Below are 26,938 nucleotides of genomic sequence, written 5' to 3'. Positions count from 1 at the left end.
CGAGTGAAGGGACGTACATGCCCATGGGTCACACGACCACGGCCGAGACAGGCTCCGGAGGCCTGACAGCGACCGAGCACCGCTTGGCCAACGGTCTGCGCGTGGTGCTCTCCGAGGACCACCTGACCCCGGTCGCGGCGGTCTGCCTCTGGTACGACGTCGGCTCCCGGCACGAAGTCAAGGGACGTACCGGCCTGGCTCACCTTTTCGAGCACTTGATGTTCCAGGGCTCCGCCCAGGTGAAGGGCAACGGCCACTTCGAGCTCGTCCAGGGCGCCGGCGGCTCGCTCAACGGCACCACCAGCTTCGAACGCACCAACTACTTCGAGACCATGCCCGCCCACCAGCTGGAGCTCGCCCTCTGGCTGGAGGCCGACCGCATGGGCTCCCTGCTCGCCGCCCTGGACGACGAGTCCATGGAGAACCAGCGGGACGTCGTCAAGAACGAGCGCCGCCAGCGCTACGACAACGTCCCCTACGGCACCGCCTTCGAGAAGCTGACCGCGCTCGCCTACCCGGAGGGCCACCCCTACCACCACACGCCGATCGGCTCGATGGCCGACCTGGACGCGGCCACCCTGGAGGACGCGCGCGCGTTCTTCCGTACCTACTACGCGCCCAACAACGCGGTGCTCTCGGTGGTCGGCGACATCGACCCCCAGCAGACCCTCGCGTGGATCGAGAAGTACTTCGGCTCCATCCAGGCGCACGACGGCAAGCCCGCCCCGCGCGACGGTTCGCTGCCCGACATCATGGGCGGGCAGCTGCGCGAGGTCGTCGTGGAGGAGGTGCCCGCGCGCGCGTTGATGGCCGCCTACCGGCTCCCGGAGGACGGCACGCGCGTGTCCGACGCGGCCGACCTGGCCCTCACCGTCCTCGGCGGCGGCGAGTCCTCCCGCCTCTACAACCGCCTCGTACGGCGCGACCGTACGGCCGTCGCCGCCGGCTTCGGCCTGCTGCGACTCGCCGGTGCGCCCTCCCTGGGCTGGCTGGACGTGAAGACCTCCGGTGACGTCGAGGTGCCGGTCATCGAGACCGCCATCGACGAGGAGCTCGCCCGGTTCGCCGAGGAGGGCCCCACGCCCGAGGAGATGGAGCGCGCCCAGGCCCAGTTGGAGCGCGAGTGGCTGGACCGGCTGGGCACCGTGGCGGGCCGCGCGGACGAACTGTGCCGGTTCGCCGTCCTGTTCGGTGACCCGCAGCTCGCCCTGACCGCCGTCCAGCGCGTCCTCTCGGTGACCCCGCAAGAGGTCCAGGAGGTCGCCAAGGCCCGGCTGCGGCCGGACAACCGCGCGGTACTCGTCTACGAGCCCAAGTCCCCGGAGACGGTCGCGGACGCCGACGTACCCGAGGACCCCGAGGCCGAGGCCACGGTCGAGGCCGCCACCGCCGAGCACGACGACGAGGAGACGGCCAAGTGACCGAGCTCGCCACCATGGAATTCCACCCTCAGCCCCACGCGGGCGAGGCCCGGCCCTGGGCCTTCCCGGCGCCCGAGCGCGGCACCCTGGACAACGGCCTGACCGTGCTGCGCTGCCACCGCCCCGGCCAGCAGGTCGTCGCCGTCGAGGTGCTCCTCGACGCGCCCCTGGACGCCGAGCCGGCCGGCCTGGACGGCGTAGCCACGATCATGGCGCGCGCCTTCTCCGAGGGCACCGACAAGCACTCCGCCGAGGAGTACGCCGCCGAGCTGGAGCGGGCCGGCGCCACCCTCGACGCACACGCCGACCATCCCGGCGTCCGGCTCAGCCTGGAAGTCCCGGCCTCCCGCCTGGGCAAGGGGCTCGGGCTGCTCTCCGACGCGCTCAGGGCACCCGCCTTCGCCGACAGCGAGGTCGAGCGGCTGGTCCGCAACCGCCTCGACGAGATCCCGCACGAGCTGGCCAACCCCAGCCGCCGGGCCGCCAAGCAGCTCTACAAGGAGCTCTTCCCGTCGGCCGCGCGGATGTCCCGTCCGCGCCAGGGCACCGAGGACACCGTAGAGAAGATCGACGCGGCCGCCGTACGCGCGTTCTACGACCGGCATGTGCGGCCCGCCACCGCCACCGCGGTCGTCGTCGGCGACCTGACCGGCATCGACCTGGACGAGCTGCTCGGCGAGACCCTGGGCGCCTGGCGCGGTTCCACCGCCCAGCCCCGGCCGGTGCCCCCGGTCTCCGCCGACGACACCGGCCGCGTCGTCATCGTGGACCGCCCCGGAGCCGTCCAGACGCAGCTGCTCATCGGCCGCGTCGGCGCCGACCGGCACGACCGCGTCTGGCCCGCCCAGGTGCTCGGCACCTACTGCCTGGGCGGCACCCTCACCTCGCGCCTGGACCGCGTCCTGCGCGAGGAGAAGGGCTACACCTACGGCGTCCGCGCCTTCGGGCAGGTCCTGCGGTCCGCCCCCGACGGCAGCGGCGCCGCGATGCTCGCCATCAGCGGCTCCGTGGACACCCCGAACACCGGCCCGGCGCTCCAGGACCTGTGGACGGTGCTGCGCACCCTCGCCTCCGGGGGCCTCACGGACGCCGAGCGCGACGTCGCCGTGCAGAACCTCGTCGGCGTGGCGCCGCTCAAGTACGAGACGGCGGCCGCCGTCGCCGGCACCCTGGCCGACCAGGTCGAGCAGCATCTGCCCGACGACTTCCAGGCCACGCTCTACCGGCAACTGGCCGCCACAGGCACCGTGGAGGCCACCGCGGCGGTCGTGAACGCCTTCCCGGTCGACCACCTGGTCACCGTCCTCGTCGGCGACGCGGCGCAGATCAAGGAGCCCGTCGAGGCCCTCGCCATCGGCGAAGTGACGGTCGTCGCCGCGGAGTAGCGGCACGCGCGCGCAGAGCCCTGGTGACCCTCCGGTCACCAGGGCTCTGAAATGTCCGAATTGGGGCGGAGGTTGCCTGTCTGCCCTGTGGGATGCGCGACAAAATCCGCGTTCCGTTTGAGGATTAGGAGAACGTCCTCGTAGGTTCTTCCGGGCTGTCCGCCAGGCATTGCGCCGCACCCGCGGCACCGGACAGTCATCGCCGAGTCCCCGTACGGCGCGAGCCAGGGGAGCCGGGGACCCACGCAGTCCCTGGGGTGAATCGGGCGCCCGCGCGAGCCGCGAGGGGGCCCGTAGGAGACCTTCCTGCTCCGAACCCGTCAGCTAACCCGGTAGGCGAGAGGGAAGGAAAGGAACAGCCTCTACATGGCGTTCATGTGCGCCTCCGGGAAGCACCGTCGTCCCGGCCGGGTGAAGCGCACCAGCGCGCAGGCCGCCGGCATCGCGGCCCTCACCACCACGGGTGTCATCGGCACCGTCTCGGCCGCCCCGGCGCTCGCCGCCGAGAACTCCGTCGAGCAGACCGGCCTCACCCCGGTCATCACCGTCAGCGACTCGGTCGCCGACCAGATCGACGCCCAGGCCACCGCGCAGACGGCCGCCGCCGAGCGCAAGGCGGCCGAGGAGGCCGCGCGCAAGAAGGCCGCGGCGAAGGCCAAGAAGGAGCACGAGGCCGCGGCACGCGTCGCGCGGGAGGCCGAGCGCAAGCGCCTCAACGCCTTCGTCGTCCCGATCTCCGACTCGTACGTCTCCACCGGCTACAAGACCGGCGGCTCCCTGTGGTCCTCCGGCGCCCACACCGGCATCGACTTCCACGCCGCCACCGGCACGGTGGTGCACGCGGTCGGCACCGGCACGGTCGTCTCCACCGGCTGGGGCGGGTCCTACGGCAACCAGATCGTCATCAAGATGGCCGACGGCATGTACACCCAGTACGGCCACCTGTCGTCGATCGGTGTCTCGGTGGGCCAGAAGGTCACCCCGGGCCAGCAGATCGGCCTCTCCGGCGCGACCGGCAACGTGACCGGCCCCCACCTCCACTTCGAGGCCCGTACGACCCCGGAGTACGGCTCGGACGTCGACCCGGTCGCCTACCTCCGCAAGCACGGCGTGAACGTCTGACCGACCACGGCGCGCACGCCCGGCGCGCGGTACCGCGCGCACGCCCCGCGCGCGCAGCGCATATCTCCACCCACGCGACCACGGCGATGAACATGTGACGCCACAGGGCAGACAGCCCCGAAGCCCCGGCTCCCCGAGCCGGGGCTTTCGTCGTTTTCGTGACCCCGGTGTCCAAAAAATATGCATGGATTCAGGGCCGCCGTCGGAAATTCCCGCTCATTGCAATAGAGTCACGGAACGGACGTCACTCGGCGGCGTTTCACGGGGATTAAGGCGGAGGTCGGACATGCGTATTCCGGCGCACTCGGTATGCACGGCGATCCGGGACGACATCGTCGCGGGTGTCTACGAGCGCGGCAGCCGGCTCACCGAGGAACTCCTGGCCCGTCGCTACGGCGTCTCGCGCGTCCCCGTCCGCGAGGCCCTGCGCACCCTGGAGGCCGAGGGCTTCGTGGTGACGCGCCGGCACGCGGGCGCGTGCGTCGCGGAACCGACCGAGCAGGAGGCCGCCGACCTGCTGGAGATGCGCCTGCTCCTGGAGCCGCTCGGCGCCTCCCGGGCCGCCCAGCGCCGTACCGAGGCCCACCTTAAGGTGCTGCGCGGACTCGTCAGGCTGGGCCAGGAACGGGCCCGCAGGGGCGGCAGCGAGGACCTGCGCTCCCTGGGCGGCTGGTTCCACGAGACGCTCGCCCAGGCCACCGGCAGCCACGCCCTGACCTCGACGCTCACCCAGCTGCGGCACAAGATCGCCTGGATGTACGCCGTCGACGCGCCCGCCAACCCCGTGGAGTCCTGGGCCGAGCACGGCGCCATCGTGGACGCGGTGACGCGCGGCGACAGCGAACGCGCGCGGGCGATCACCGCGCTGCACACCGAGCGGTCCGCGGTCTCCCACCGGTTGCGCTTTTCCGGTGGCACGGACCGGGCGAACGGTGTGAGGACTTCGCAACATCCCGTAAACATGTCGGGCCTGCGGCATTAACACAGGCGCCGTATACAAAGAGGTGTTATTCGGTGGAGCGGTATTTCCGTCGCCCTCTGTCGGTCTTCGTCGCCCATATTTCGCGCGCGCCCGGAATTTCCGATGGCGCGTCATCGGCGTGCCCGATGGGGAATTAACTATGCCCGCCGCAAAGTCCGGCCCGGTATAAAGGGTGGCCCTTCAAGAAGACCGGCCCGAAAGAGGTCACGGCGGAAGGAACGACGGCGGGAACGGCGGAGGCCGCGCCGCCCTCGGAGGGGCGGCGCGGCCTCGGTCGTGCGGGCGCTGTGGCGCTCAGACGGTCTCGGGGAGCTCCTCGAGACCCTCGGCGACCAGCTTGGCCAGGCGGTCGAGGGCGGCGTCCGCGCCCTCGGCGTCGGAGGCGAGGACGATCTCCTCGCCGCCCTTGGCGCCCAGGCCAAGGACAGCCAGCATGGAGGCCGCGTTGACGGGGTTGCCCCCGGCCTTGGCGATCGTCACCGGGACGCCTGTGGCCGTGGCGGCTCGGACGAAGATGGAAGCGGGGCGGGCGTGGAGACCCTCGGCCCAGCCGACGTTGACGCGGCGCTCAGCCATGTGATGCTGCCCTTCGGTGTTCAGGGTTGTCTAGACCAGTTTCCCATACGGTGAAGCATGCCCGGAGCGGACGTGAGCCCTTCCGGGTGTGTCGTCGGACCGCGGCCTCGGCCCGACTTCCGTCCTCCACAGACTGCCTCGCGCCACTGTCGGACGCGAGCCGTACTCTGGGGCCCATGCAGACCCCGGCGGACCGGCAGGACCGGCACGAGTACCCCGCCCACTGGGAGGCGGACGTGGTGCTGCGCGACGGTGGTACCGCGCGCGTCCGGCCCATCACCGTCGACGACGCCGACCGCCTGGTCAGCTTCTACGAGCAGGTCTCGGCCGAGTCGAAGTACTACCGCTTCTTCGCGCCGTACCCCAAGCTCTCCGCCAAGGACGTCCACCGCTTCACGCACCACGACTTTGTGGACAGGGTGGGACTCGCGGCCACCATCGGCGGCGAGTTCATCGCAACCGTACGCTATGACCGCATTGGCGCCGACGGCATGCCCGCCTCCGCACCCGCCGACGAGGCCGAGGTCGCCTTCCTCGTCCAGGACGCCCACCAGGGCCGGGGTGTCGCCTCCGCCCTCCTGGAGCACATCGCGGCCGTCGCGCGGGAGCGCGGTATCCGCCGGTTCGCGGCCGAGGTGCTGCCCGCCAACAGCAAGATGATCAAGGTGTTCACGGACGCCGGCTACACCCAGCAGCGCAGCTTCGAGGACGGCGTGGTCCGCCTGGAGTTCGACCTGGAGCCCACGGACCGCTCGGTCGCCGTCCAGCGCGCGCGGGAGCAGCGGGCGGAGGCCCGTTCGGTACGACGGCTCCTGACCCCCGGGTCCGTGGCCGTGATCGGCGTCGGCCGGGCGCCCGGCGGCGTCGGCCGCAGCGTCCTCGGCAACCTCCGGGACGCCGGCTTCACCGGCCGCCTGCACGCCGTGAACCAGGCCTTCCCCGAGGACCTCAAGGAGGTCGACGGGGTGCCCGCGCACCGCTCCGTGCGCGACATCGACGGGCCGGTCGACCTCGCCGTGGTCGCCGTACCGGCCGAGGACGTCCCGGACGCCGTCACCGACTGCGGCGAACACGGTGTCCAGGGGCTCGTCGTCCTGGCCGCCGGATATGCGGAGAGCGGTCCGGACGGCCGCGAACGCCAGCGCGAACTCGTCCGGCACGCGCGCACGTACGGCATGCGGATCATCGGGCCGAACGCCTTCGGGATCATCAACACCGCCGCCGACGTACGGCTGAACGCCTCCCTCGCGCCCGAGATGCCCCGCCCCGGCCGGATCGGTCTCTTCGCCCAGTCCGGCGCCATCGGGATCGCCCTGCTGTCCCGGCTGCACCGGCGCGGCGGCGGCGTGACCGGGACCACGGGCGTGTCGACCTTCGTGTCGTCCGGCAACCGCGCGGACGTCTCCGGCAACGACGTCCTCCAGTACTGGTACGACGACGCCGAGACCGATGTCGTCCTCATGTACCTGGAGTCCATCGGCAACCCGCGCAAGTTCACCCGCCTCGCGCGGCGTACGGCGGCGGCGAAGCCGCTGGTCGTGGTGCAGAGCGCCGGTGCGGCGCCGCAGGGGCACGCGGTACGGGCCACGCGGCTGCCGCACGCCACGGTGTCCGCGCTGCTCCGGCAGGCCGGGGTGATCCGTGTCGACACGATCACGGAGCTGGTCGACGCGGGACTGCTGCTCGCGCGGCAGCCGCTGCCGGCCGGGCCCCGGGTGGCGATCCTCGGGAACTCCGAGTCGCTGGGGCTGCTGACGTACGACCGGTGCCTGGCGGAGGGGCTCCGGCCGGCACCGCCGCTGGACCTGACGACCATGGCGACCCCCGCGGACTTCCATCGGGCGCTGTCGCAGGCGCTGGCGGACGAGTCGTGCGACGCGGTGGTCGTCACGGCCATTCCGACGATCGGGGAGGGAGCGGTCGCGGACGCGGAGCTGGCGCAGGCGCTGCGGTCGGCGGCCGAGGGAGTCCCCGGGAAGCCGGTACTGGTGGTGCATGTGGAGCTCGGGGGGCTTGCGGAGGCGCTGTCGGCCGCCGGCCGCACCGCACCGCAGACGGCTGTCATGGCACCCGGCGCCCAGCTGTTCCGGCCTGCGCAACGACTGCCCGCCGCGGTGGAGACAGGAGCCCGGACACCCCCCGCCGCCGTCGCCGAGACCGCCAAGCCCCCCACCCCTCACCCCTGCTCCCGGCTGATCCCCGCCTACCCCGCCGCCGAGCGTGCCGTCCGGGCCCTCGCCGAAGCCGTGAAGTACGCGCAGTGGCGGCGGGAGGCCGCCGACCCCGGCAAGGTGCCCGAGTACGACGACATCGACGAGAAGGGGGCCGCCGAGCTGATCGGCGCCCTGCTGGAGCGCGGGGAGGGGCTCACCCTCGGGACCGAGGAGACCTGCGAGCTCCTCGGCAGGTACGGCGTCGCCGTGCACCGCGCGCCGGCCGCCCCCACCCCCGAGGCCGCCGCCGCGGCCGCCCGCGACCTCGGCTACCCGGTCGCCCTCAAGGCCACCGCCCCGCACCTGCGCCACCGCGCCGACCTGGGCGGAGTCCGGCTCGACCTGGCGGACGAGGAGCAACTGCGCCGGGCGTACACCGAGTTGACCGGGCTGTTCGGGCCGGCCGGGGAACTGCGTCCGGTGGTCCAGCGGATGGCACCCCGGGGCGTGGACACCGTCGTACGGGCCGTGATCGACCCGGCGGCCGGGGCCGTGCTGTCCTTCGGGCTGGCCGGGGCCGCCTCGCAGCTGCTCGGGGACACGGCCCACCGGCTGGTCCCGGTGACGGACCGGGACGCGACCTCGCTGGTGCGGTCGATCCGGACCGCGCCCCTGCTGTTCGGCTGGCGCGGCTCGACTCCCGTCGACACGCCCGCCCTGGAGGAGCTGCTGCTGCGGGTCTCCAGACTGGTCGACGACCACCCCGAGGTGGTCGCGGTCACCCTGGAACCGGTCGTGGTCGCCCGGCACGGTGTCAGTGTCCTCGGTGCCACCGTCCGGCTGGCGCCCCCGCCCGCCCGCGACGACCTGGGTCCGCGGACCCTGCCCGCCTACTGACCGCCGCGAACACCTGCCCCCCGCGGTGGCTTTCCAAGAGGGTGCGTCGACTGGCCCGGACCCCCCTTGCCCACGGATTAGGATGGACGCCATGGCCAAGACCAGTACGACGACCCAGGGGCTGCGCGTCGCGATCGAGCGCAGCGGCTACTACCCGGCCCTCGTGGCCGAGGCGGTGGAGGCTTCCGTGGGCGGTGAGCCGATCCGGTCGTACCTGGTCCACCAGGAGACGACGTTCGACCAGAACGAGGTGCGGCGGCACGTGACCGTGCTCGTCCTCACCGGCAACCGCTTCATCGTCAGCCACACCGACGAGCAGGCCGCCGACACCACCTCCCCGACGCCGTACGCCACCACCTCGACCGAGTCGGTGAAGCTCAGCCGGATCTCGTCGGTCGTGGTCAGCCGGGTGGTCGCCAACCCGGAGCAGTACACGCCGGGCACCCTGCCCCGCGAGATCGTGCTGACCATCGGCTGGGGCGCCGTCTCCCGTATCGACCTGGAGCCCGCCGCCTGCGGCGACCCCAACTGCGAGGCCGACCACGGCTACACGGGCAACTCCACGGCCGACGACCTCAGCCTGCGCGTCAGCGAGGCGGGGGACGGCCCGGAGACGGTGCGCCAGGCGCTCGCCTTCGCCCAGGCCATCTCCGAGGCGACCGCGGACGTCACGCACTGATGGCGTACGCCACCTGGGACCATCCGGAACCGCTCGCCCTCGGCTCCGCGCCGCTGCCCGAGTACGGCAGTGGTTCCCTCGCCGACCTGCTGCCCACCCTGGCCGCCGGGATGGCCGTACCCGGAATGACCGCGTCGATCACGGAACTGACCGCGGCCGACCGCAACTGCGTCTTCCTGGTCGACGGGCTGGGCTGGGAACAGCTCAGGGCCCACCCGGACGAGGCGCCCTTCCTGGCCTCGCTGCTCTCCAGCTCGCGCGGCGGCACCGGACGGCCGATCACCGCCGGCTACCCGGCGACCACCGCGACCTCCCTCGCCTCCGTCGGCACCGGCCTGCCGCCCGGCGCGCACGGACTGCCCGGCTACACCGTCCGCAACCCGGCCACCGGCGAGCTGATGAACCAGCTGCGCTGGCAGCCGTGGACCGACCCGGCCGCCTGGCAGCCGTACCCCACCGTCTTCCAGCTCGCCGCCGACGCCGGTGTGCACTCCGCCCAGGTGTCCTCCCCGACCTTCGAGCGCACCCCGCTCACCAAGGTCGCCCTCAGCGGCGGAACGTTTCACGGGCGGCTCACCGGCGAGGAGCGGATGGACTTCGCGGCGGAGCAACTGGCCGCCGCCGACCGTTCCCTGGTGTACACGTACTACGCCGAACTGGACGGCGCCGGGCACCGGTACGGCGTCGACTCCGACACCTGGCGCGGCCAGCTGATGCACGTCGACCGGCTGGTGCAGCGGCTCGCCGAGCAGCTCCCGGCGCGCAGCGCGCTGTACGTCACCGCCGACCACGGCATGCTCGACGTGCCGTTCGACGAGCAGCACCGCATCGACTTCGACGAGGACTGGGAGCTGCGGGCCGGCGTCGCCCTGCTGGGCGGCGAGGGCCGAGCCCGGCACGTCTACGCGGTGCCGGGCGCCCAGGACGACGTGCTGACCTGCTGGCGCGAGGTGCTCGGCGAGCAGTTCTGGGTGGCCTCCCGGGACGAGGCGATCGCGGCCGGCTGGTTCGGCCCGCCGGACCGGTTCGACGAACGGGTGTACGAGCGGATCGGTGATGTGGTCGCGGCCGCGCACGACGACGTCCTGATCATCGCCTCCGAGCGGGAGCCCAAGGAGTCGGCGATGGTCGGCAACCACGGTTCGATGACCCCCGTCGAGCAGCTCGTCCCGCTGCTCGAAGTACGCTCCTAGCACCCCCTGATCCCACTGCCCCCGAAAGGTGCTCAACTCCCCATGCCCGAGCTGGTCTTCTTCTCCGGAACGATGGACTGCGGGAAGTCGACCCTGGCTCTGCAGATCGAGCACAACCGGTCGGCCCGCGGCCTCGTCGGCATGATCTTCAGCCGTGACGACCGCGCCGGTCACGGCAAGCTGTCCTCCCGTCTCGGCCTGGTCACGGACGCCGTGGAGGTCGAGGACGGCCAGGACCTGTACGCGTACCTGGTCGACCATCTCTCGCGGGGCGGCCGCGCGAACTACGTCATCGCCGACGAGGCGCAGTTCCTGGCGCCGGAGCAGATAGACCAGCTCGCGCGCGTGGTCGACGATCTGGGCCTGGACGTCTACGCGTTCGGCATCACCACCGACTTCCGCTCCAAGCTGTTCCCCGGCTCCCAGCGGCTGGTGGAGCTGGCCGACCGGGTCGAGGTGCTCCAGGTCGAGGCCCTGTGCTGGTGCGGTGCCCGCGCCACCCACAACGCCCGCACGGTGGGCGGCGAGATGGTCGTCGAGGGCGCCCAGGTGGTCGTGGGCGATGTCAACGGGTCGGCCGGGGAGGTCGGTTACGAGGTGCTGTGCCGACGTCATCACCGCCGCCGCATGACGACCGCTGCTGCGCGTGTCGGCGCGCTCTCGCCGGACGTCCTGCCGTTTGCCCCCTCTTGAAGCTCGCACCTGCCTGCCGGGCCGTTGATGGTGACTCGGTCCGACGCCCGCCACCGCTGGAAGCGGTTTGTGCCCGGCCGGCCGAGCGCCTCACGCCACGGCAGCCCGCCGACCTGGACAAGCCTGACCTGGACCTGCGGCTCGGCGCGCCCGTGGCCGCCGCGCGCACGGTGACGCTCGCCGAGCGACCGGACTCGCTTGCACCGTCCTGATCCTGGTCGAGTCCGTGGCGCTCAAGGCGTGTCGCAGGGTCGTCAGATCGCGGATGTGATGGACTCAGCCGCCGCTCTTGCGCCGGAACGACCGCTGGCTCGCAGCCGGGCCGTGCCTCCCACGGACCTTCGAGGCATCGACATTCGCGGCAAGGCCGGCGGCGTCCGCCTGCGCACCGCGCTTGCGCGCCAGGGCTTCCCGGAACTTGCGTTTCAGGTCGGACTGGTCGTCGCTGTCGAGCGCCGGAGCGGACGTCTCGGGGTCGGTCGGCTCCGAACCTTCTCCGGATGCAGACTCTGCGGTCATGGCGACCTCCTGGGTTCGGGCGCTGGGAAGCACAGCTTGTCATGCCGGGCGCAGTGCCGTGCGCAAGCGACAGCATCTGGGCTTCGGCGGGTGGCGCCTCGCGGCCGGGCACACCACGAGGGCGTTCATCTCGTAGGGGTACGCACAGGAGGGTTTCGGGCCGGGGGGCCAGGACGCTCAAGGGGGAGGTCGGCGACCAGCGGGCCTTCACCCTCCGACGGCCTGGATCAACGACCCGGCCGAGCGTCGTGAACCCGCACCACACATCTCATGGCGTCACGGCCGTCTCACTGGACTTGAAATCTCCCGCCGGGTACCGATGGGCAGAGGTCGTGTCCCGACGACCTGTCTTCGTGGGCGTGGGCATGTCTTCCTCCTTGCCTGCGGTTACATTGCGCAGCGCAGGTGTCTCGATCCATCCAGGGGCAGGCGGAACATGAACGCGCGGCAGGAGCACACGGGCCGGCGGCTGGGGCTGACGAGCCTCACGGTCGCGGCGTGCGGCTTGCTTGCCTTGCTGATCGGCGTCGCCTTCGCTGTCCTGCTGTTGGCGATTTCCGAAGCGAACAGTTCCGTCTCGGCCAGACGCGCCTCCCGGACGGCCCTCGTGGAGGCAGGCTCCATGGAGCAGCTTCTCCTCGACCTGGAGACAGGACAGCGCGGTTATGTGATCACGGAGCGGGAGGAGTTTCTCCAGCCGTGGCAGTCGGCGCACAAGGCGTTGCCCGCGGAGGCACGGCGGTTCACCGAGAGCGCCACCTCCCCGGGACAGCGGCGCACCGCCGAACAGATCACGCGCGGTGTCGAGTCCTTTCTCAGCGACTACTCGGTCCCGCTGGTCCAGATGGTCCGGCGAGGTGATCCCGCCGCGTCCAGCCTCGAGGAGACGGGCGAGGGCAAACAGCGCGTCGATGCCCTGCGGGCCCAGTTCGACAAGTACATGACGGACGAACGCGCTCAGCTCGCGGAGCGCACGGACGCGGCGGGCACCAACAGCCGCCAGGCGGTGCTCGCCGCCGCCTTGGGACTCGCGGCGTCGACCGCGCTCGTGGCCGTCTTCACGGTGCTCCAGCACCGTGCGGTCGTGCGGCCGGTGCGTGGGGCGGCGGCCGCGGCGGAGGAACTCGCCGGCGGTGACCTCAGCGTGCGGATCACGCCCAGCAGGGTGGCGGAGATCGGGGCCCTGGGCACTTCCTTCAACACCATGGCGGCATCCCTCCAGGACAGCCGTAGACGCATCATGGAGAGCACCGAGGCCGTACACCGGCGCACGGCCCGGGACCTGCACGACGGGGCACAGCAACGTCTCGTGAGTCTGATGATCGGGCTTCGGCTCGCGCGGGAACTGTTGCCCGGCACCGAGACGGCAGCGATCGATCTGCTGGATCAGTCGATCGACAACGCGCAGACGGCGATCAACGAGCTGAGGGAACTCGCTTCGGGCATCTACCCGCTCGTGCTGACGGTGAAGGGGCTGGTGGCAGCGGTGAACGAGCTGGCGTCCCGGTGCCCGGTGCCCACCGTCGTCGAGAGCAAGGACGAACGGAGGATCTCCTCGACCGTCGAGTCGAACGCGTACTTCGTCGTGGCCGAGGCCGTGACGAACGCGGTCAAGCACGCCCAGGCGTCCCGGATCGATGTCACCCTCGCATTCGGGGACGCGCTGCGGATCAAGGTCGCCGACGACGGGGTCGGAGGCGTGGGCAGGGCCACCGCCGGCAGCGGGATGACGGGGCTCGCGGACCGTGTGGCGGCCTTCGACGGCAAGCTGGCCATCGACTCCCCGCCCGGTGGCGGCACCACCATCCTGATACAGATACCCATACCGGCCTGAACCAGAGACACATATTTCGACCGGCTCGGGCTGGTTGCGGCTGGCTCACGATGCGTCTCGCGACGTGCGGCCGACCGCCGACGGCGGGGCGGCAGGTCAGGGCCGCAAGGACGCGGGGCGCGGAGGCCGCAGGGCGCGCACTGACCGTCGGCGCGAAAACCGGGGCGGTTCCGCCGGCCGTCGGTCACCGCGACGGCGCGTCGCGCTGCTCGGCCGCGTCGGCGATACCCGTGCCGAGCTGTCGGCGGTCGTTGTCCGACAGCCCGCCCCAGACTCCGTAAGCCTCCCCGTGCTTCAGGGCCGTGGCGGCGCAGGTGTCGACGACCTCGCACCGCGCACAGATGCGGCGGGCCCTCTCCTCCCGGTCGCGGCGCGCCGGGCCCCGCTCGCCCGGCGGCGAGAAGAAGGTGGAGCTGTTCATTCCGCGGCAGGCGGCACGTTGCTGCCACTGCCAGTCGCCGAGGAGGGGGCGCGGGTTGGTTCGCATCGTCTTCCTTCCGGAGGGGATGTGTGACGGTCGTTCGGGAAACGCTTCCGGGTGTCCGCTCACGCCTGCTGTGACGGCCGCGGACGTTCACTCCGCCGGCTGGAGCAGCTCGTTCCAGTCCACCCGGTCCAGCTCGGCCCCGCGCGGCACCATGGCGTAGGTCGCGTCGAGCCACTGTGCGACCGGTCCGGTGGGTATCTCGAAGAGCGCCGTACGGGCGCCTCCCACCCGCACGGAGAAGGCGGACGGCTCGTCGTCGAGGTCGTACAGCGGCCAGAGCACGACATCGCCCTCGCCCGCACGGGCGGTCATGCCCTCGGCCAGCAGATCCCGGGAGAAGACCCAGCGCGCCGGCCGCTTGCCGTAGGTGTCGAAGACCAGCGTGACGGCGAGGGGGTCATGGGTGTCGTACCAGAACTCGCAGTTCGGCTCGAGGGCGAGTTCGAAGGACACCCAGTGGGTGATCTTCAGCGAGAGGTGGCACTGCTTCATGGTCGCCTCCTTGGGACTCGGCCGGTCGACCGGCCGGGAAACGTGGGTTGTCGTGCTCCTGCGGTCGCGCCGCGTGGTGGCCGGACGATGCGCCACCCCGGCCCGGGGTTCGCCTCAGCCGATGGCGCGGAGCGTGCGAGGGTGCCGCCGTGCGGCGGCGAACGCCTCGACCCCGCCGGTGGCCATCAGTACGCAGCCGCCGACGTCGGTCAGCTGCCCGAGGGACAAGAAGGGGAAGGCGGTCATGAACAGACCCGCCGAGACGATCACCGCGTTCAGTACCTCGTCGTAGACGAAGACATGGCTCACCGAGGCGGCGGTGGCCGAGACGGCCATGGTGAATCCCCGCAACAGCCAGCCGCACCCGGTCCACACACCGAGCAGGGCCACGGTGTCGGTCCAGCCGTGGAGGAGGACCACGCCGAGCAGCAGGGCGGCGAGAGCTCCGGCGGACAACGTCCACCGGACCGCCACCGGTGCCTTCGACGCGTGGACCGCCAGCAGTTGCAGTACCCCCTGGACGGCCATGTGCACACCGAAGAGCGCCTCGGCCGCCGCCAACGTACCGACGTGCGCGATGATCAGCGTGCCTCCGACGGCGGCCGAAGCCAGTGAACCGGCCAGCATCGTCCCCCGGGTGAGGGCCCCGCCCGGCCCCGCGACCATCCGGAGGCCCGAGCGGTTCAGCGGGTGCCGGACCTCGTCGCGAAGGATCTCCAACTGCGCCATTCGCACTTCCTGTTCGTCGGCCGCGAGTGTTCGGTGCGCCGCGGCGCTTCCTCGTCCTGTCGGTGAAACTCGTCGGTTCCCGTGGGCCGGTCGACGCGAAAGGCGGCCGGCGTGGCGGCTGTCCGTCGCATCGCGTTTCCCTGGACCGGCGCTCCTCCACCCGGCCCTCCGGACCCCCGTGACGGGGGAGTCGGACCAGAAACCCCTGGAACCAAGCGCCAGTCTCGGAGCGGGCCGCATCCGGGTCTGTCGTGTGCTCCCTCGCCCGTCCTCGGGGCTCCCCCACACCTGTGTAGGGCCCGCCCCACATCGCGGCGCGCATCGGCCGTGTGACGTGCGACGGAGTGCTCGCACCGGGCCGGGCCGAGCCGGCGGCATCCGGGCCGGGACACACGCAGACGTCGGGTTGTCCCCACACCGCCCGTGGAGTGCGCCCCCCGCCGCCTCTCCGGTGTCCTTGACAGCCACCGGACGTGACGAGGACAGATCCTGTGTCACGACCGATGGCACAGCACGTGTGAGGGCCCATGCCGAGGCCCGAACGCGGCCCGTCACCTTCGGCTCGGCCGTGCTCGCGGCCAGTGCCGCACAGCGCGGGGTACCGCCCCTGCCGCGCGGCACACGGACCACTGGAGGCTGCCTTGATCCTGGCGACTGACATCGCGAAGACGACGAACGACACCACCGGCCCCGTGTCCGCGGTGCCCCCGGACAGGCACGGTGCGCAGCGGGAGCATCTCCTTCGGCGGGTGCTGAGGGGCCTCCAGCGCCACGAGGGCGGGGTGTTGTGGATCGAGGGTCCCGCCGACGCCGGAAAGTCCCGCTTGCTGGCCTTCGCCGCCGAGGAGGCGGCCCTGGCCGGGGCCCTGGTCCTGACAGGGCGCGGGGTCGCCGGGGGCGGCATGCCACCGTTGGCTCCTCTGCTGGACGCCCTCGGCGCGGCGCCCGCCGCCCCGGACGACGAGTCCCCTTCTCCGCATCACGACTCCCCTTCTCCCTCTCCGCATCAGCCGATGCGGCGGGTGGAGGACGGTCTGCGGAACCTCGCCCGCGACCGGCCGCTCGTCGTCGTCCTCGACGACGTGCAGCACTGCGACGACCTGACCCTGCTCGCGCTGCGCACGCTCACCGCGCGGCTCGCCGGGCTGCCGCTGCTGTGGGTGCTCGCCGCGCGGTCCCACCTCGACATGCCGGCCGTGGAGTCGCTGCGCCGCGACCTGCTCACCGGGCGGGCGACCCGACTCGACATCGCCGCCCTGGACCCCGACGCCGTACGGCTGCTGGTTCAGAACCTTCTGGGGCCGCGGGCCGCGGAGGCGGATCCGTACCTGCCCCTCTGCGGCGGACTGCCGGGCGCCGTCCGGCATCTGTGCGCCGCCCTTCTCTCCCCGCGCTCCGAGGCGGCCGACGGTGTACGTGTCGGCGAGGACCCGGTGGCCGGGGCCGTCGTCGCCCGCAGGCTCGACCAATTGACGGACGACGCCAAGGAGTTGGTGCTGATCGCCTCCGTGCTGGGTGACAGGCTCGCTGTCCGTCACCTGTCCCGGATGCTCGGCCGCCGCGAGTCGGTTCTGCTGCGGCCCCTGCGCGAGGTGCTGGCGGCGGGTCTGATGCAGGTCGAGCAGCGACACCTCGCCTTCGCGTCCCCGTCGGTCCGCGACGCCGTCGTCGCCACGCTGCCCCCGCCCGTACGACTGTCAGTGCGCCGGCGCTCGGTCGACCTGCGGCTCGCGGAGGGCACGCCTCCTGCGGCGCTCGCGGCCGAGATCGCCGAGATCGCCGAGCCCGGCGACGAGCGCGCGATCCGCGTCCTGGAGACCGCAGCCCTGGAGCTTGCGCCCCACTCGCCCGCAACGGCCGCCGCGCACCTGCGCCACGCGGTGGACCTGAGCCGGGCCGCCGCACCCCGGCAGATGAGGCTGACGGCGCGGCTGATTCCGCTGCTGTGGGAGACCGGCGAGCCCGACGAGGCCCGCGCACTGGCCCGCGAGGTCGTCCAGGCGCCGCCGGACGCGGCCACCCACGCCCAGGTGTGGCTGGAACTGACCCGGATGGGCGGCCGGTTCCCGGTGGCCCAGGCCGAGGCACATCTGCGCCGGGCCCTGCACCACGACGGCGTCCCGCCGCAGATGAAGGACCAGCTCCGCTCGGTCACCCTGCTGAACCGTCTGCTGGCGGGCGAGGTCGAGGAGACCGGCGAGGCCCTGGCCGGGTCCCTGCCGCGCGACCGGGACACGCACCCGCTGAACGACCTGACGCAGCGTACTCTCCGGTCGATGAGCGCCTGCCACGGGCAGCACTGGACCGAGGCGCTAGAACACAGCGAGCCGGTGCCGGCGAAAGCCGCCGAGCTCGACCCGGCATGCGGGCCCGCCCTCTTCGAAGTGGTGCTCTCGACGGCCTGGAGGGCCGCGCTGCTGGGCCTGGCCGGCGACGGCCCGGCCGCCGCGGACCTGGTGGAGGGCGGCCTGGCGGAGGCGGAGCGGCGAGGCCGCCGGGCGTACCTGCCCCTGTGGCGCACCGCGCGGGCCCGGCTGCTGCTGGACGGCGGCCGGCTGCGGGAGGCGACGCGGGAACTGGCGGCGGCCGAGACCGGACCGCACGCTCCGGGGACGTCCGCAGCGAGCGAGGCAGCCCTGGCGTGCGCCCGGGCCCGGGCCGCCTTCCACACCGGGGACGACGCCGAACTGGAGGCGTGCTCGACCCTGGCCGAGGCCTACCTCGCGGGCGACGACCGGCAGTTGCGCAGGGCCGGCGCGTGGATCGCCGTCCTCGTCGCCCTGGACCGGGACGAGGCCCTGACCCGTCATCAACTCGACGCGGCCGCCGCCCACCTGCGCCGCGGCTTCCTCCACGTGACCTGCGTCGACGCCGGGGACGTGGTGCTGCTGGTGGAGGCCGCACTCGCCTCCGGGCAGCGTGATGTGGCAGCCGCGGCGCTGGAGTTCGCCGAGGAACGAGCCCGGCTCAACCCCGGCCTGCCGCTTTTCGCGACCGCTGCCATGCACGCGCGGGGCCTGTTCGACCTGGACTCTGAACTGCTCGCCGAGGCGGCGGAACGCCATGGAGACGCCCGCCCCCTGCTGCGGGCCCGCGCCCTGGAGGATGCCGGGGAGTGCGCCCCCGCCACCGCCCTGAACCGCTTCGAGGAGGCGCTGCGGCTCTACACCACGTGCGGGGCCGAGCGCGACGGGCGGCGGGTGCGCGGCAGGCTCCGCAAGCTCGGCGTCCGGTCCCTCACCACGGCGGGCCCGGCCGCCTGCGCCGCCCAGGACCCGGAATGGCGCGGGCTGACCAGGTCGCAACTCGGCGTGGTGCGGCTGATCGCCCACGGCGCCACCAACCGCGAGGCGGCGCAGCGGCTGTTCGTCTCCCCGCGCACCGTGGAAGCGCATCTGCGGTACGCCTTCGACAAGCTCGGGGTCCGCTCCCGGGTCCAACTGGCCCGCCTGTACGCGCTGGAGGTCGAGTCGACCGGCGCCTCCGTCTGAACCGCGGGCGCGATCCGGTCCGCGCGGAACGGGACACGAGTCCGAGTACCGCCCCACCTCCCATTCTTGTCATGTCTGCGCGGCCCGACTCGGGCTAGGATTCAGCCATGAGCCAACCACTGCGGGCGGTGCTCGGAGAAGACCAGCCGATTGTGCGCGAGGGCATCGCAACGATCCTGCGCCATGCGGGCATCGACGTGGTCGCTTCCGTCGACAACGCGGTGGATCTCGTCCGCGCCGCCGAGGCCCATCGGCCCGACGTGGTGATCACCGACATCCGGATGCCGCCGGCCCTGGAGGCGGACGGCCTGGTTGCCGTGCAGAAGATCCGCGCGGTGCGGCCGGAAACGGCCGTCATCGTGCTGTCCCAGTTCCTCGACTCGTCCTACGCGCTCGATCTGGTCGGGGACGATCCGAGCGGGGTCGGCTACCTCCTCAAGGAGAAGGTGGCCAGCCCCCAGATCCTCATCGACGCCGTCGAGCGGGTCGTGGCCCGCGACTCGGCCCTCGACCCGGACGTGATATCGGCGCTGCTGGGACGCAAGCGTCCGGAAGACCCGCTGGCGGCGCTGACGCCGAAGGAGCGGGAGGTTCTGGCCCTGATGGCCGAGGGCCATTCCAACACGGGGATCTCCGAGAAGCTCTTCGTGAGCGTCGCCGCCGTGGAACGGCACGTGACCGGCATCTTCATGAAGCTGGGGCTCAGCCAGACGGCCACCGGGCAGCACCGGCGGGTACTTGCGGTGCTGCGCTACCTCGGGCAGTAGCGGGGCGGTCGGGAGCGAAAGGGCCACGCCCCGGGGCGCCGTCAGGACCCGGAGGGGGCGAACAGGCTCAGCAGGTCCGCGTCGAACAGGTTGTCCTTGGCGACGAAGGACTCGATTCCCGCTCTCCGCAGTTCCTCCTGCGACCAGAGCGACTTGTCGGTGGAGGTCAGCACGATCCGCGGCGGGTTCTCCTCCTCGGCCAGCTGACGGGCGACGCTCAGCCCGTCCAGGTCGGGCAGGTGCAGATCGAGCAGCAGTCCGTCGGGACGGTGTGCCCGCACCGCGGCCAAGGCCGCGGCGCCGTCCCGGGACTCCGCCACGACACGCAGGCCCCGCGCCGTCAGCAGCATCGTGGCGATGCGTCGGAATCCGGGGTCGTCATCCACGATGACGATGTTGATACACATGATTTCAGCATGCCCAAGGGTCCTGCGGCTGGGCCATAGGGGGAGCCCTACGGTTTGTGTATCACTCATGCACGGGGATCTCCGCGTCCGCGCTCGTGGCCTGCCTGTCGGACATGCGGCGAACGGGAGGGGCGGCGAGACGGTCGTCGAGGGCGCCCAGGTGGTCGTGGGCGATGTCAACGGGTCGGCCCAGAAGGTGGGTTACGAGGTGCTGTGCCGCCACCACCGGCGCCGGACGACCGCCGCCTCGGCCCGTGCGGCGGCCCTCTCCTCGGCCGTGCTGCCCGTCACGACGTGACCCGGCGCGGGCTCTGGATCACCGAGAAGACCGCGCCCTCCGGATCGGCCACGGTGGCGACCCGGCCGTGTGCGCTGTCCCGGGCCGGCTTCAGCACCTGCCCGCCCAGCTCGGCGACCTCGCGCAGGGTCGCGTCCGCGTCGGCCACCTCGAAGTAGGTCAGCCAGTGCGGCCCCCGGTCCCGGGGCAGCGAGAGTCCGACCCCGTGGATGCCGGCCACCGGGCGGCCCTCGACGTGCAGGGTCAGGTAGTCGAAGTCGGCGGACACCACCGGCTCCTCCGTGTAGCCGAACACCGCCTCGTAGAACTTGGCGACGCTCGCGGTCTCGAAGGTGAGCAGCTCGTTCCAGGCGGGTGTGCCGGGGACACCGGTGACGGCCGTGCCGAGGCGGGCGGAGGCCTGCCAGATGCCGAACACCGCGCCCGACGGGTCGGAGCCGATGGCCATCCGCCCGGCCTCGGCCGCGTCCAGCGGGCCGACGCCCACCGTGCCGCCGCACAGCCGGGCCGTCTCGGCCGTCAGGTCCACGTCCTCCGAGGCGAAGTACGGCGTCCAGGCGATCGGCAGCTGGCGGTCCGGCGGCAGCTGCCCGATGCCCGCGATCTCCTGCCCGTCCAGGAGCGCCCGGACATAGGGGCCGAGCTGCTGCGGCCCGGGCTGGAACTCCCAGCCGAACAAGGCCTCGTAGAACTCCTCGGTCGCGGTCAAGCCGTGCACCATCAGACTCACCCAGCAGGGGGTGCCGGGCGCGCGCCGAGCGTGTGTACCGCCGTTCGGGCCGGCCGATCCCCGTACCTCGGTCATCGTCACTCTCTCCTCGGCCCCTCGCGGTGGCCGTGTCGCTTCCGCTCTCCGGACCGGCTGTGCCACAGCCGCGGGCACGCCCCGTGCCGATGCTCGCACCCTCCGTGGCGCACTGCGTCCAGGCCGTGGCGGCGGCCTTCGCCGCGAGGATGCCTGATCTGCCGTTTCTCGCCCGTTTCCGGCCGATTGCCGCCGGGTGTCCATCAGCCGTACAGCATGTGCCCGATCCCGTACGCCCGGTGATCGAGCCTGTCCGGCCGAGCAGAGTAGTCGTACCTGGACGATGCGGCCACCCCTGGCGTAAGGATGGGGCCATGGAAGCCATCATCACCGCAACCGAACTCGCCGACGACCTGACCGGGCCGAACCCGCCCGTACTGCTGGACGTGCGCTGGCAGCTGACCGCGCCGGGCGGCGCGGCCTTCGACGGCCGGGCCGAGTACGCCGCAGGGCACCTGCCGGGCGCCGTCTACGTGGACCTGGACACGGAGTTGGCCGCCGCACCCGTGGGCCGCGGCCGTCATCCGCTGCCCGACCTGGCCGTCTTCGGGGCGGCGATGCGCCGCGCGGGGGTGTCGGCGGACCGGCCGGTGGTCGTCTACGACGGCGGACCCGGCTGGGCGGCGGCGCGCGCGTGGTGGCTGCTGCGCTGGACGGGTCACCCGGATGTGCGGGTCCTGGACGGCGGGTTGCCGTCCTGGGAAGGCGCTCTTTCGACTGACGCGGCCGAGCCGGCCGAGGGTGACTTCGAACCGGCGTCCGGTGCGCTGGAGTTGCTCGACGCGGACGGGGCGGCCGCGCTGGCCCGCACGGGTGTGCTGCTCGACGCCCGCGCGGGGGAGCGGTACCGGGGCGAGGTGGAGCCGATCGACCGGATCGGCGGCCACATCCCGGGCGCCGTCTCCGCGCCGACCACCGAGAACGTCGGCCCGGACGGCCGTTTCCGGTCCGCCGGGGAGCTGACTGACCGTTTCAAGGCGCTGGGCGCCTCCGGGGCGGCCCCGGTGGGCGTCTACTGCGGCTCGGGTGTCTCGGCCGCGCACGAGGTGCTGGCGCTCGCGGTGGCGGGCATTCCGGCGGCGCTGTACGTCGGTTCGTGGTCGGAGTGGTCCGCGGACCCGTCCCGTCCGGTCGCGGTCGGCTCCGACCCGCAGTAGGACAGCGGCAAGAGGGGGCACGCGCGCGTGCCCCCTCTTCGTACGGCCGTACGACTCCTGCTACTCCTGCTTCTTGCGCCGTGTCCCGAAGACGATCTCGTCCCAGCTCGGCACGGCTGCCCGGCGTCCCGGGCGGACGCCGTCCGCCTCGGCCTGGCGGTCGGTGGCGCCGATCAGCCGGTCGCGGTGGCTGCCGACGGAACGGGGCATGAGGACGTCCGCGTAGGCGGAGCCGGCCGAGGCCGCGGGGGCCGGGGGCTCCTCCGCCGCCGGTTCCGGGGCGGGCTCCTCCGGGACGACCTCCGCAGGGCGCTCCGGGACCACCATGTCGCCCCGGAAGCTCGGCACCGCCTCCAGCAGGCTGGTCAGCGAGTCCCGCTCGCCGGCCGTCTCGTCGACCGGTTCGGACGACTGCGCGGGCAGGCTCGGCCGGTCCCGGTCGCCGGAACGGTCCAGCGGGCGGTCGCGCGGCAGCCGTGCGATCCGCGGCACGAACGGAAAGCTGGGCTCCGGTACGGCGAGGTCGTCGGACTCGCCGATCAGCGAGCGCGCCTCGTCGTCGACGGCCTGGACCAGCCGCCGGGGCGGGTCGTAGGTCCAGCTCGCCGAGTGCGGTTCGCTCGCGACCCGGTAGACCAGGAGGACTTCCCAGGTGCCGTCGTCGCGCCGCCAGGAGTCCCACTGCACGGTGTCCTTGTCGGCACCGCGCAGCACCAGTCGCTCCTGGACGGCCTCGCCGAGCAGCGGCCCGGAGTTCTCGCCGGGCCGGCGGACCGGCGTCTTGCGGGCTCGCTCGGCCATGAAGGCGCGCTCGGCCAGTACCGGACCCTCGAAGCGCCGCACCCGGTCGACGGGGATCCCGGCGAGCTGGGCGACCTCTTCCGCGGTCGCGCCCGCTCGTATCCGCGCCTGAATGTCTCGGGGCCGGAGATGGCTCTCGACCTCGATCTCGATCTGGCCGAGCCGGGGCCGGTCGCCGCGGACGGCGGCGCGGAGCCGTTCGTCGATCGGAAGCGTGTACTCCGTAGAGTCGGCAGCCTTGAGCACCAGCCGTGTGCCGTCATTGGAGACGGCCACGACACGCAGTTCGGGCATGGGGACCTCCCGGGTGGTGCCTGCCGACGTCACGTGCGTCGCTGCTTCCGCTAGTCGAGTGTGGCCTGCCCGGGTGCAGCCTGCCACAACCTTGCCGAGTTGCCCGGCGTGTCGGGCACAGGCCCTGCACCGCCGTTATGGCACGGTTACCTATTCGCAACGCTAAGTGACCAAAACCGTCACCCTGTGCAACTAGCCCCCTCCCGGCGGTCCTGCAAGGCCCCGGACGCCCTGGCGGGAGACCGGATCCAGGGCTCGCAACAGTACTCCATTCGGGCCACGTGCGTGGATTGGCGCGCCGCCCAACTTCTGGCAACGACCCCTCCCTGGCCACCGGTTGCCCACTTCGGGGGATCTTGAACGTGGCGTACTTCACGTAATCCGTAGAAACGGAACTAATGGTTTCGTCCGTACGTCCCTTTCTTGTGCAGTCGGTCGAACAAGTACGGGAAGGGCAGGCAAGGTTCGGGAATGCGTGAAAGGCCCGGTTCCGGTGACCAGACCAGTGCGGGGGAGGAGGTGAAGGGAAGTTCGAAGCGGATCGATCTCAGCGTGCCCCAGGTCGCGGGCAGCGCGGTGGCCGCGGTGGTGGCCGCCAAACTCGCGTCCTATTTCGGGGTGTACGGCACGATCCTCGGTGCCGGAGTCGTCAGCGTGGTCGCCACCTGCGGCGGCTCGTTGTTCCAGCACTTCTTCAAGCGCACCGGCGAACAACTGCGCGACGCGACGGTGACCACCCGGCCTCGCGAACAAGCGCCCCTGGCGCCCGGCGAGTTCACCGAGGGCACCGTCTACCGTGCCCGGGTGCGGACCTGGCGGCGCCCGGTGTTCGCGGCGGCCCTGGTGTTCGCGGTGACCATGGCCGGCGTCACGACCTGTGAACTGGTCTCCGGCAGCAGCTTCAGCGGCGGCTCCGGTACGACGGTCAGCGGCGCCGTCACCGGCGACACCACGTCCTCGAAGTCGTCGGACCCCTCGGATTCCCCTGACTCCTCGGACCCGTCGGGCTCCCCGGCCCCGAAGTCCGGTGACGGTACGGCCACTTCGCCGGCCCCGTCGCCGTCCTCCCCGGACGCGTCACGGACGCCCGTGAGCGAAGGGGCCACGACACCGGCGCCGTCCCCGAGCGGGTCCGCGGGCGGGGAGCCGAGTGCGGCCCCCTCGCCCGCCGGGTCCTCGGCTACTGCCCCAGAACCCTCCGCAAGTAGTCGTTCTGGAACAGCCGATCCGGGTCGAGCCGGTCCCGCAGCGCGGTGAACTCGCCGAAGCGCGGGTAGGCCTTCGCGAAGTACTCCGCGTCCCTGGTGTGCACCTTGCCCCAGTGCGGGCGGCCCTCGTGCGCGGTGAAGATGCGCTCGGCGGCGGTGAAGTACGCCTGGTACGGCGTGCCCCGGAACATGTGCACGGCGACGTAGGCGCTGTCCCGGGCGGAGGCGGTGGACAGGGCGATGTCGTCGGCCGGGGCGGTGCGGACCTCGACGGGGAAGTTGATCCTGAGACCGGAACGGTCGACCATCGCCTTCAGTTCCCGCAGCGTGTCCACCAGCGCCTCGCGCGGCACGGCGTACTCCATCTCCACGAAGCGCACCCGGCGCGGGGAGGTGAAGACCTTGTAGGGAATGTCCGTGTACGACCGCGCGGACAGTGCCCTGCTGGAAATCCGGGCGGCCGTCGGTACGACGGCGGGCACCGCGCGGCCGAGCAACTGCACGCCGTGGAAGAGGCCGTTGGAGAGGAACTCGTCCTCGAACCAGCCGGCCAGCTGCCCCACCGGCTGCGGCGGACCCGCGCTGCGGTTGTTGCGCTTGGTGTTGGTGTTGCCGGTGTGCGGGAACCAGTAGAACTCGAAGTGCTCGTTCTCGGCCCAGAGCTGGTCGAACTCGGCGAGGACCCGGTCCAGGGGCATCGGCTCCTCGCGCGCGGTGAGCAGGAAGACCGGTTCCACGGCGAAAGTGATCGCGGTGACGATCCCCAGCGCGCCGAGGCCGATCCGCGCGGCCGCGAAGATCGCGCGTTCTTCCTCGGTCCCCTGCTCGGAACAGGTGAGCACCGAGCCGTCGGCGGTGACCAGTTCGAGTTCCCGGATCTGGGCGGCGAGCGAGGCGGACTCGCGGCCCGTGCCATGGGTGCCGGTGCTGGTGGCCCCGGAGACCGTCTGCTCCATGATGTCGCCCATGTTGGTGAGCGACAGGCCCTCGCGGGCCAGGGCCATGTTGAGTCTCTTGAGCGGGGTGCCCGCCTCGACCGTGACGGTCATGGCCTTGCGGTCGATGTTGCGGATCCCGGTCAACAGCTGAGGGCGGATCGAGACGCCGTCGGTCGCGGCGATCGACGTGAAGGAGTGGCCGCTGCCGACCGCCTTCACCTTCAGGCCGTCCTCCGCCGCCCGCCGTACCTCCGCCGCCAGTTCGTCCACGGAGGCGGGTGTGACCTCCCGCGCGGGGCGGACGGTGACATTCCCTCCCCAGTTACGCCACGCGCCGTTCTTCCCGCTCGCTGTACTGCTCAACGGTGCCTCCCCGACCCGTGACCGGCCTGTTGAGCCGGCGGTACCCGAGGAAACCGACCGCGACCGCGACGGCCCCGGACACGGCCGGAACCCCGTACCCGGCGCGGGCACCGGCCGCGTCGATCACCCAGCCGGCGACCGAGGAGCCGAGCGCCACCCCGACCGCGAGGCCGGTGCTCACCCAGGTCATGCCCTCGGTGAGCTTCGCGCGAGGTACGTGCTTTTCGATGAGGGACATCGCCGTGATCATCGTTGGTGCGATGGACAGGCCCGCAACGAACAGCGCCACGGCCAGAAGCGGCAAGTTTCCGACCAGTAGGAGGGGGATCATACTCACGGCCATCGCACATATGCCCAGCAGCCACCTGTGTTCCGGCTTCCCCGCGAAGCGCATCAGGCCGAAGACCACCCCGGCCAGGCAGGAGCCCGCCGCGTACAGGGCCAGGACCACGCTCGCGGCGCCCTTGTGGCCGCGTTCGTCGGCGAAGGCGACGGTGACCACGTCGACCGCCCCGAAGATCGCCCCGGTGGCCACGAAGGTCGCCACCAGCACCTGGAGGCCGGGCGCCCGCAGCGCCGAACCACGGGTGTGGTGCTCGCGCGGGAGCGGCGCGGGCTCGGTGGCCCGCTGGGAGGTCAGCCAGCAGACGCCGGCGGCCAGGAAGCAGGCGGCCAGCAGCGGCCCCGCCTCCGGGAACCAGGCCGTGGACAGGCCGATGGAGATGATCGGCCCGAAGATGAAGCAGACCTCGTCGACGACGGACTCGAACGAATAGGCGGTGTGCAGCTGCGGGGTGCCCCGGTAGAGAGCGGCCCAGCGGGCCCGGATCATCGCGCCCAGGCTCGGTACCGCGCCGATCCCGGCGGCACAGACGAACAGCACCCAGTCCGGCCATCCGTAGTGCGCGGCGAAGAGCAGCCCGGCCGCCGCCGCCAGCGCGAGCAGCGTCGCGGGACGCAGCACACGGCGCTGGCCGTACTGGTCGACCAGCCGGGAGACCTGCGGGCCGATCGCGGCGGCGGAGAGCGCGATGGTGGCCGAGAGCGCGCCCGCGAGGCCGTACCGCCCGGTGAGCTGGGAGATCATCGTGACCACGCCGATGCCCATCATGGACAGCGGCATCCGGCCGACGAAGCCCGCGGCGGAGAAACCCTTGCTGCCGGGGGCGGCGAACAGGGCGCGATAGGGGCTGGGCACGGGGATCTCCGACGGCTGGGTAAGGCGTGACTGCGGCTGATACAGCTTA

At 72.2% G+C, this 26,938-nt stretch carries 23 protein-coding genes, 1 pseudogene and 1 riboswitch; of the genes and pseudogenes, 14 read left to right on the top strand and 10 right to left on the bottom strand.

Features of this window, described 5'->3' with window-relative positions:
- Nucleotides 1-17 precede the first annotated feature (17 nt).
- From ACFWXC_RS10820 to ACFWXC_RS10805, 4 genes are all read left to right on the top strand, one after another.
- Nucleotides 18-1,421, top strand: coding sequence for a M16 family metallopeptidase (locus tag ACFWXC_RS10820; RefSeq protein WP_384476362.1), 1,404 nt, complete (start codon nucleotides 18-20; stop codon nucleotides 1,419-1,421).
- Nucleotides 1,418-2,806 carry a M16 family metallopeptidase gene (locus ACFWXC_RS10815; RefSeq protein ID WP_384476359.1) on the top strand — a complete coding sequence of 463 codons (1,389 nt, stop codon included), beginning with the start codon at nucleotides 1,418-1,420 and terminating at the stop codon, nucleotides 2,804-2,806. The genes ACFWXC_RS10820 and ACFWXC_RS10815 overlap by 4 nt, the downstream gene beginning before the upstream one ends.
- A 190-nt stretch (nucleotides 2,807-2,996) precedes the next feature.
- A riboswitch (cyclic di-AMP (ydaO/yuaA leader) is annotated at nucleotides 2,997-3,160 on the top strand.
- A gap of 12 nt (nucleotides 3,161-3,172) precedes the next feature.
- Complete coding sequence (locus ACFWXC_RS10810; RefSeq protein WP_384476356.1) at nucleotides 3,173-3,928, top strand: M23 family metallopeptidase; 756 nt, start codon at nucleotides 3,173-3,175, stop codon at nucleotides 3,926-3,928.
- 286 nt (nucleotides 3,929-4,214) lie between these two features.
- Nucleotides 4,215-4,910, top strand: a complete 696-nt coding sequence (locus ACFWXC_RS10805) for a GntR family transcriptional regulator (protein ID WP_351709601.1) — start codon at nucleotides 4,215-4,217, stop codon at nucleotides 4,908-4,910.
- Between the two features lie 294 nt (nucleotides 4,911-5,204).
- On the opposite strand, the gene ACFWXC_RS10800 is transcribed toward ACFWXC_RS10805, so the two are convergent.
- A complete protein-coding gene (locus tag ACFWXC_RS10800; RefSeq protein ID WP_384476353.1) occupies nucleotides 5,205-5,486 on the bottom strand; it encodes an HPr family phosphocarrier protein in 282 nt (93 codons plus the stop codon).
- A 176-nt stretch (nucleotides 5,487-5,662) separates the two neighbouring features.
- On the opposite strand from ACFWXC_RS10800, the gene ACFWXC_RS10795 reads away from it, so the two are divergent.
- From ACFWXC_RS10795 to ACFWXC_RS10780, 4 genes are all read left to right on the top strand, one after another.
- Nucleotides 5,663-8,536, top strand: a complete 2,874-nt coding sequence (locus ACFWXC_RS10795; RefSeq protein ID WP_384476350.1) for a GNAT family N-acetyltransferase — start codon at nucleotides 5,663-5,665, stop codon at nucleotides 8,534-8,536.
- Between the two features lie 82 nt (nucleotides 8,537-8,618).
- Nucleotides 8,619-9,215, top strand: coding sequence for a DUF5998 family protein (locus tag ACFWXC_RS10790; protein WP_351709936.1), 597 nt, complete (start codon nucleotides 8,619-8,621; stop codon nucleotides 9,213-9,215).
- The gene (locus ACFWXC_RS10785) at nucleotides 9,215-10,408 is read left to right on the top strand and encodes an alkaline phosphatase family protein (RefSeq protein ID WP_384476347.1); all 1,194 of its coding nucleotides are present in this window, start codon (nucleotides 9,215-9,217) and stop codon (nucleotides 10,406-10,408) included. The genes ACFWXC_RS10790 and ACFWXC_RS10785 overlap by 1 nt, the downstream gene beginning before the upstream one ends.
- Nucleotides 10,409-10,450: 42 nt before the next feature.
- Nucleotides 10,451-11,101 carry a thymidine kinase gene (locus ACFWXC_RS10780; protein WP_384476344.1) on the top strand — a complete coding sequence of 217 codons (651 nt, stop codon included), beginning with the start codon at nucleotides 10,451-10,453 and terminating at the stop codon, nucleotides 11,099-11,101.
- A gap of 276 nt (nucleotides 11,102-11,377) precedes the next feature.
- Here ACFWXC_RS10780 and ACFWXC_RS10775 read toward each other — a convergent pair whose 3' ends face one another.
- On the bottom strand, nucleotides 11,378-11,620 hold the full coding sequence (locus ACFWXC_RS10775; RefSeq protein ID WP_384476341.1) for a DUF5302 domain-containing protein: 243 nt from the start codon (nucleotides 11,618-11,620) through the stop codon (nucleotides 11,378-11,380).
- A gap of 436 nt (nucleotides 11,621-12,056) precedes the next feature.
- On the opposite strand from ACFWXC_RS10775, the gene ACFWXC_RS10770 reads away from it, so the two are divergent.
- Complete coding sequence (locus ACFWXC_RS10770; RefSeq protein ID WP_384476338.1) at nucleotides 12,057-13,454, top strand: CHASE3 domain-containing protein; 1,398 nt, start codon at nucleotides 12,057-12,059, stop codon at nucleotides 13,452-13,454.
- A gap of 184 nt (nucleotides 13,455-13,638) precedes the next feature.
- Here the strand turns inward: ACFWXC_RS10770 and ACFWXC_RS10765 are convergent, their stop codons facing one another.
- From ACFWXC_RS10765 to ACFWXC_RS10755, 3 genes are all read right to left on the bottom strand, one after another.
- A complete protein-coding gene (locus ACFWXC_RS10765; RefSeq protein WP_384476335.1) occupies nucleotides 13,639-13,941 on the bottom strand; it encodes a WhiB family transcriptional regulator in 303 nt (100 codons plus the stop codon).
- 87 nt (nucleotides 13,942-14,028) lie between these two features.
- Entirely contained in the window at nucleotides 14,029-14,433 is a 405-nt protein-coding gene (locus tag ACFWXC_RS10760; RefSeq protein WP_384476332.1) for an SsgA family sporulation/cell division regulator, read from the bottom strand.
- 114 nt (nucleotides 14,434-14,547) lie between these two features.
- A complete protein-coding gene (locus ACFWXC_RS10755; protein WP_384476330.1) occupies nucleotides 14,548-15,162 on the bottom strand; it encodes a hypothetical protein in 615 nt (204 codons plus the stop codon).
- A gap of 641 nt (nucleotides 15,163-15,803) precedes the next feature.
- On the opposite strand from ACFWXC_RS10755, the gene ACFWXC_RS10750 reads away from it, so the two are divergent.
- Both ACFWXC_RS10750 and ACFWXC_RS10745 read left to right on the top strand, forming a co-directional pair.
- A complete protein-coding gene (locus ACFWXC_RS10750) occupies nucleotides 15,804-18,653 on the top strand; it encodes a LuxR C-terminal-related transcriptional regulator (RefSeq protein ID WP_384476327.1) in 2,850 nt (949 codons plus the stop codon).
- A 107-nt stretch (nucleotides 18,654-18,760) separates the two neighbouring features.
- Nucleotides 18,761-19,420: a response regulator gene (locus tag ACFWXC_RS10745; protein ID WP_384476324.1), complete on the top strand. Its 660-nt coding sequence runs from the start codon at nucleotides 18,761-18,763 to the stop codon at nucleotides 19,418-19,420.
- A 41-nt stretch (nucleotides 19,421-19,461) separates the two neighbouring features.
- Here the strand turns inward: ACFWXC_RS10745 and ACFWXC_RS10740 are convergent, their stop codons facing one another.
- Nucleotides 19,462-19,827 (bottom strand): response regulator, encoded by a 366-nt coding sequence (locus tag ACFWXC_RS10740; RefSeq protein ID WP_384476321.1) that lies wholly within the window; start codon nucleotides 19,825-19,827, stop codon nucleotides 19,462-19,464.
- A gap of 130 nt (nucleotides 19,828-19,957) precedes the next feature.
- Here ACFWXC_RS10740 and ACFWXC_RS10735 point away from each other — a divergent pair.
- Nucleotides 19,958-20,125: pseudogene (locus ACFWXC_RS10735) on the top strand (thymidine kinase); the annotation flags it as partial.
- Here the strand turns inward: ACFWXC_RS10735 and ACFWXC_RS10730 are convergent.
- Nucleotides 20,115-20,930 (bottom strand): VOC family protein, encoded by an 816-nt coding sequence (locus tag ACFWXC_RS10730; RefSeq protein ID WP_384476318.1) that lies wholly within the window; start codon nucleotides 20,928-20,930, stop codon nucleotides 20,115-20,117. The pseudogene ACFWXC_RS10735 and the gene ACFWXC_RS10730 sit on opposite strands and share 11 nt — an antisense overlap.
- Before the next feature lie 314 nt (nucleotides 20,931-21,244).
- Here ACFWXC_RS10730 and ACFWXC_RS10725 point away from each other — a divergent pair, with 314 nt between their 5' ends.
- Complete coding sequence (locus ACFWXC_RS10725; protein WP_384476315.1) at nucleotides 21,245-22,087, top strand: sulfurtransferase; 843 nt, start codon at nucleotides 21,245-21,247, stop codon at nucleotides 22,085-22,087.
- 60 nt (nucleotides 22,088-22,147) lie between these two features.
- Here ACFWXC_RS10725 and sepH read toward each other — a convergent pair whose 3' ends face one another.
- Nucleotides 22,148-23,182 (bottom strand): septation protein SepH, encoded by a 1,035-nt coding sequence (gene sepH / locus ACFWXC_RS10720; RefSeq protein ID WP_384476312.1) that lies wholly within the window; start codon nucleotides 23,180-23,182, stop codon nucleotides 22,148-22,150.
- Between the two features lie 471 nt (nucleotides 23,183-23,653).
- Between sepH and ACFWXC_RS10715 the strand changes: the two genes are divergently transcribed.
- A complete protein-coding gene (locus tag ACFWXC_RS10715; protein ID WP_384476309.1) occupies nucleotides 23,654-24,439 on the top strand; it encodes a hypothetical protein in 786 nt (261 codons plus the stop codon).
- Here the strand turns inward: ACFWXC_RS10715 and ACFWXC_RS10710 are convergent.
- Both ACFWXC_RS10710 and ACFWXC_RS10705 read right to left on the bottom strand, forming a co-directional pair.
- Entirely contained in the window at nucleotides 24,363-25,691 is a 1,329-nt protein-coding gene (locus tag ACFWXC_RS10710) for a D-arabinono-1,4-lactone oxidase (protein ID WP_384476306.1), read from the bottom strand. The two genes, ACFWXC_RS10715 and ACFWXC_RS10710, sit on opposite strands and share 77 nt — an antisense overlap.
- Nucleotides 25,651-26,889 (bottom strand): MFS transporter, encoded by a 1,239-nt coding sequence (locus tag ACFWXC_RS10705; RefSeq protein ID WP_384476303.1) that lies wholly within the window; start codon nucleotides 26,887-26,889, stop codon nucleotides 25,651-25,653. Before ACFWXC_RS10705 ends, ACFWXC_RS10710 begins: the two co-directional genes overlap by 41 nt.
- Between the last annotated feature and the right edge of the window lie 49 nt (nucleotides 26,890-26,938).

This window comes from Streptomyces sp. NPDC058683, assembly GCF_042716195.1.
GTDB lineage: Bacteria > Actinomycetota > Actinomycetes > Streptomycetales > Streptomycetaceae > Streptomyces.
Note: the sequence above shows the minus strand (reverse complement) of the source record. Positions and strands in the feature narration are given on the sequence as shown.

Excerpts from the sequence above, each read along its gene's own strand:
- ACFWXC_RS10820 (WP_384476362.1), top strand. The coding sequence starts at position 18 with ATGCCCATGGGTCACACGACCACGGCCGAGACAGGCTCCGGAGGCCTG.
- ACFWXC_RS10810 (WP_384476356.1), top strand. The coding sequence starts at position 3,173 with ATGGCGTTCATGTGCGCCTCCGGGAAGCACCGTCGTCCCGGCCGGGTG.
- ACFWXC_RS10805 (WP_351709601.1), top strand. The coding sequence starts at position 4,215 with ATGCGTATTCCGGCGCACTCGGTATGCACGGCGATCCGGGACGACATC.
- ACFWXC_RS10800 (WP_384476353.1), bottom strand. The coding sequence starts at position 5,486 with ATGGCTGAGCGCCGCGTCAACGTCGGCTGGGCCGAGGGTCTCCACGCC.
- ACFWXC_RS10795 (WP_384476350.1), top strand. The coding sequence starts at position 5,663 with ATGCAGACCCCGGCGGACCGGCAGGACCGGCACGAGTACCCCGCCCAC.
- ACFWXC_RS10790 (WP_351709936.1), top strand. The coding sequence starts at position 8,619 with ATGGACGCCATGGCCAAGACCAGTACGACGACCCAGGGGCTGCGCGTC.
- ACFWXC_RS10785 (WP_384476347.1), top strand. The coding sequence starts at position 9,215 with ATGGCGTACGCCACCTGGGACCATCCGGAACCGCTCGCCCTCGGCTCC.
- ACFWXC_RS10780 (WP_384476344.1), top strand. The coding sequence starts at position 10,451 with ATGCCCGAGCTGGTCTTCTTCTCCGGAACGATGGACTGCGGGAAGTCG.
- ACFWXC_RS10775 (WP_384476341.1), bottom strand. The coding sequence starts at position 11,620 with ATGACCGCAGAGTCTGCATCCGGAGAAGGTTCGGAGCCGACCGACCCC.
- ACFWXC_RS10770 (WP_384476338.1), top strand. The coding sequence starts at position 12,057 with ATGAACGCGCGGCAGGAGCACACGGGCCGGCGGCTGGGGCTGACGAGC.
- ACFWXC_RS10765 (WP_384476335.1), bottom strand. The coding sequence starts at position 13,941 with ATGCGAACCAACCCGCGCCCCCTCCTCGGCGACTGGCAGTGGCAGCAA.
- ACFWXC_RS10760 (WP_384476332.1), bottom strand. The coding sequence starts at position 14,433 with ATGAAGCAGTGCCACCTCTCGCTGAAGATCACCCACTGGGTGTCCTTC.
- ACFWXC_RS10755 (WP_384476330.1), bottom strand. The coding sequence starts at position 15,162 with ATGGCGCAGTTGGAGATCCTTCGCGACGAGGTCCGGCACCCGCTGAAC.
- ACFWXC_RS10745 (WP_384476324.1), top strand. The coding sequence starts at position 18,761 with ATGAGCCAACCACTGCGGGCGGTGCTCGGAGAAGACCAGCCGATTGTG.
- ACFWXC_RS10740 (WP_384476321.1), bottom strand. The coding sequence starts at position 19,827 with ATGTGTATCAACATCGTCATCGTGGATGACGACCCCGGATTCCGACGC.
- ACFWXC_RS10730 (WP_384476318.1), bottom strand. The coding sequence starts at position 20,930 with ATGACCGAGGTACGGGGATCGGCCGGCCCGAACGGCGGTACACACGCT.
- ACFWXC_RS10725 (WP_384476315.1), top strand. The coding sequence starts at position 21,245 with ATGGAAGCCATCATCACCGCAACCGAACTCGCCGACGACCTGACCGGG.
- sepH (WP_384476312.1), bottom strand. The coding sequence starts at position 23,182 with ATGCCCGAACTGCGTGTCGTGGCCGTCTCCAATGACGGCACACGGCTG.
- ACFWXC_RS10715 (WP_384476309.1), top strand. The coding sequence starts at position 23,654 with ATGCGTGAAAGGCCCGGTTCCGGTGACCAGACCAGTGCGGGGGAGGAG.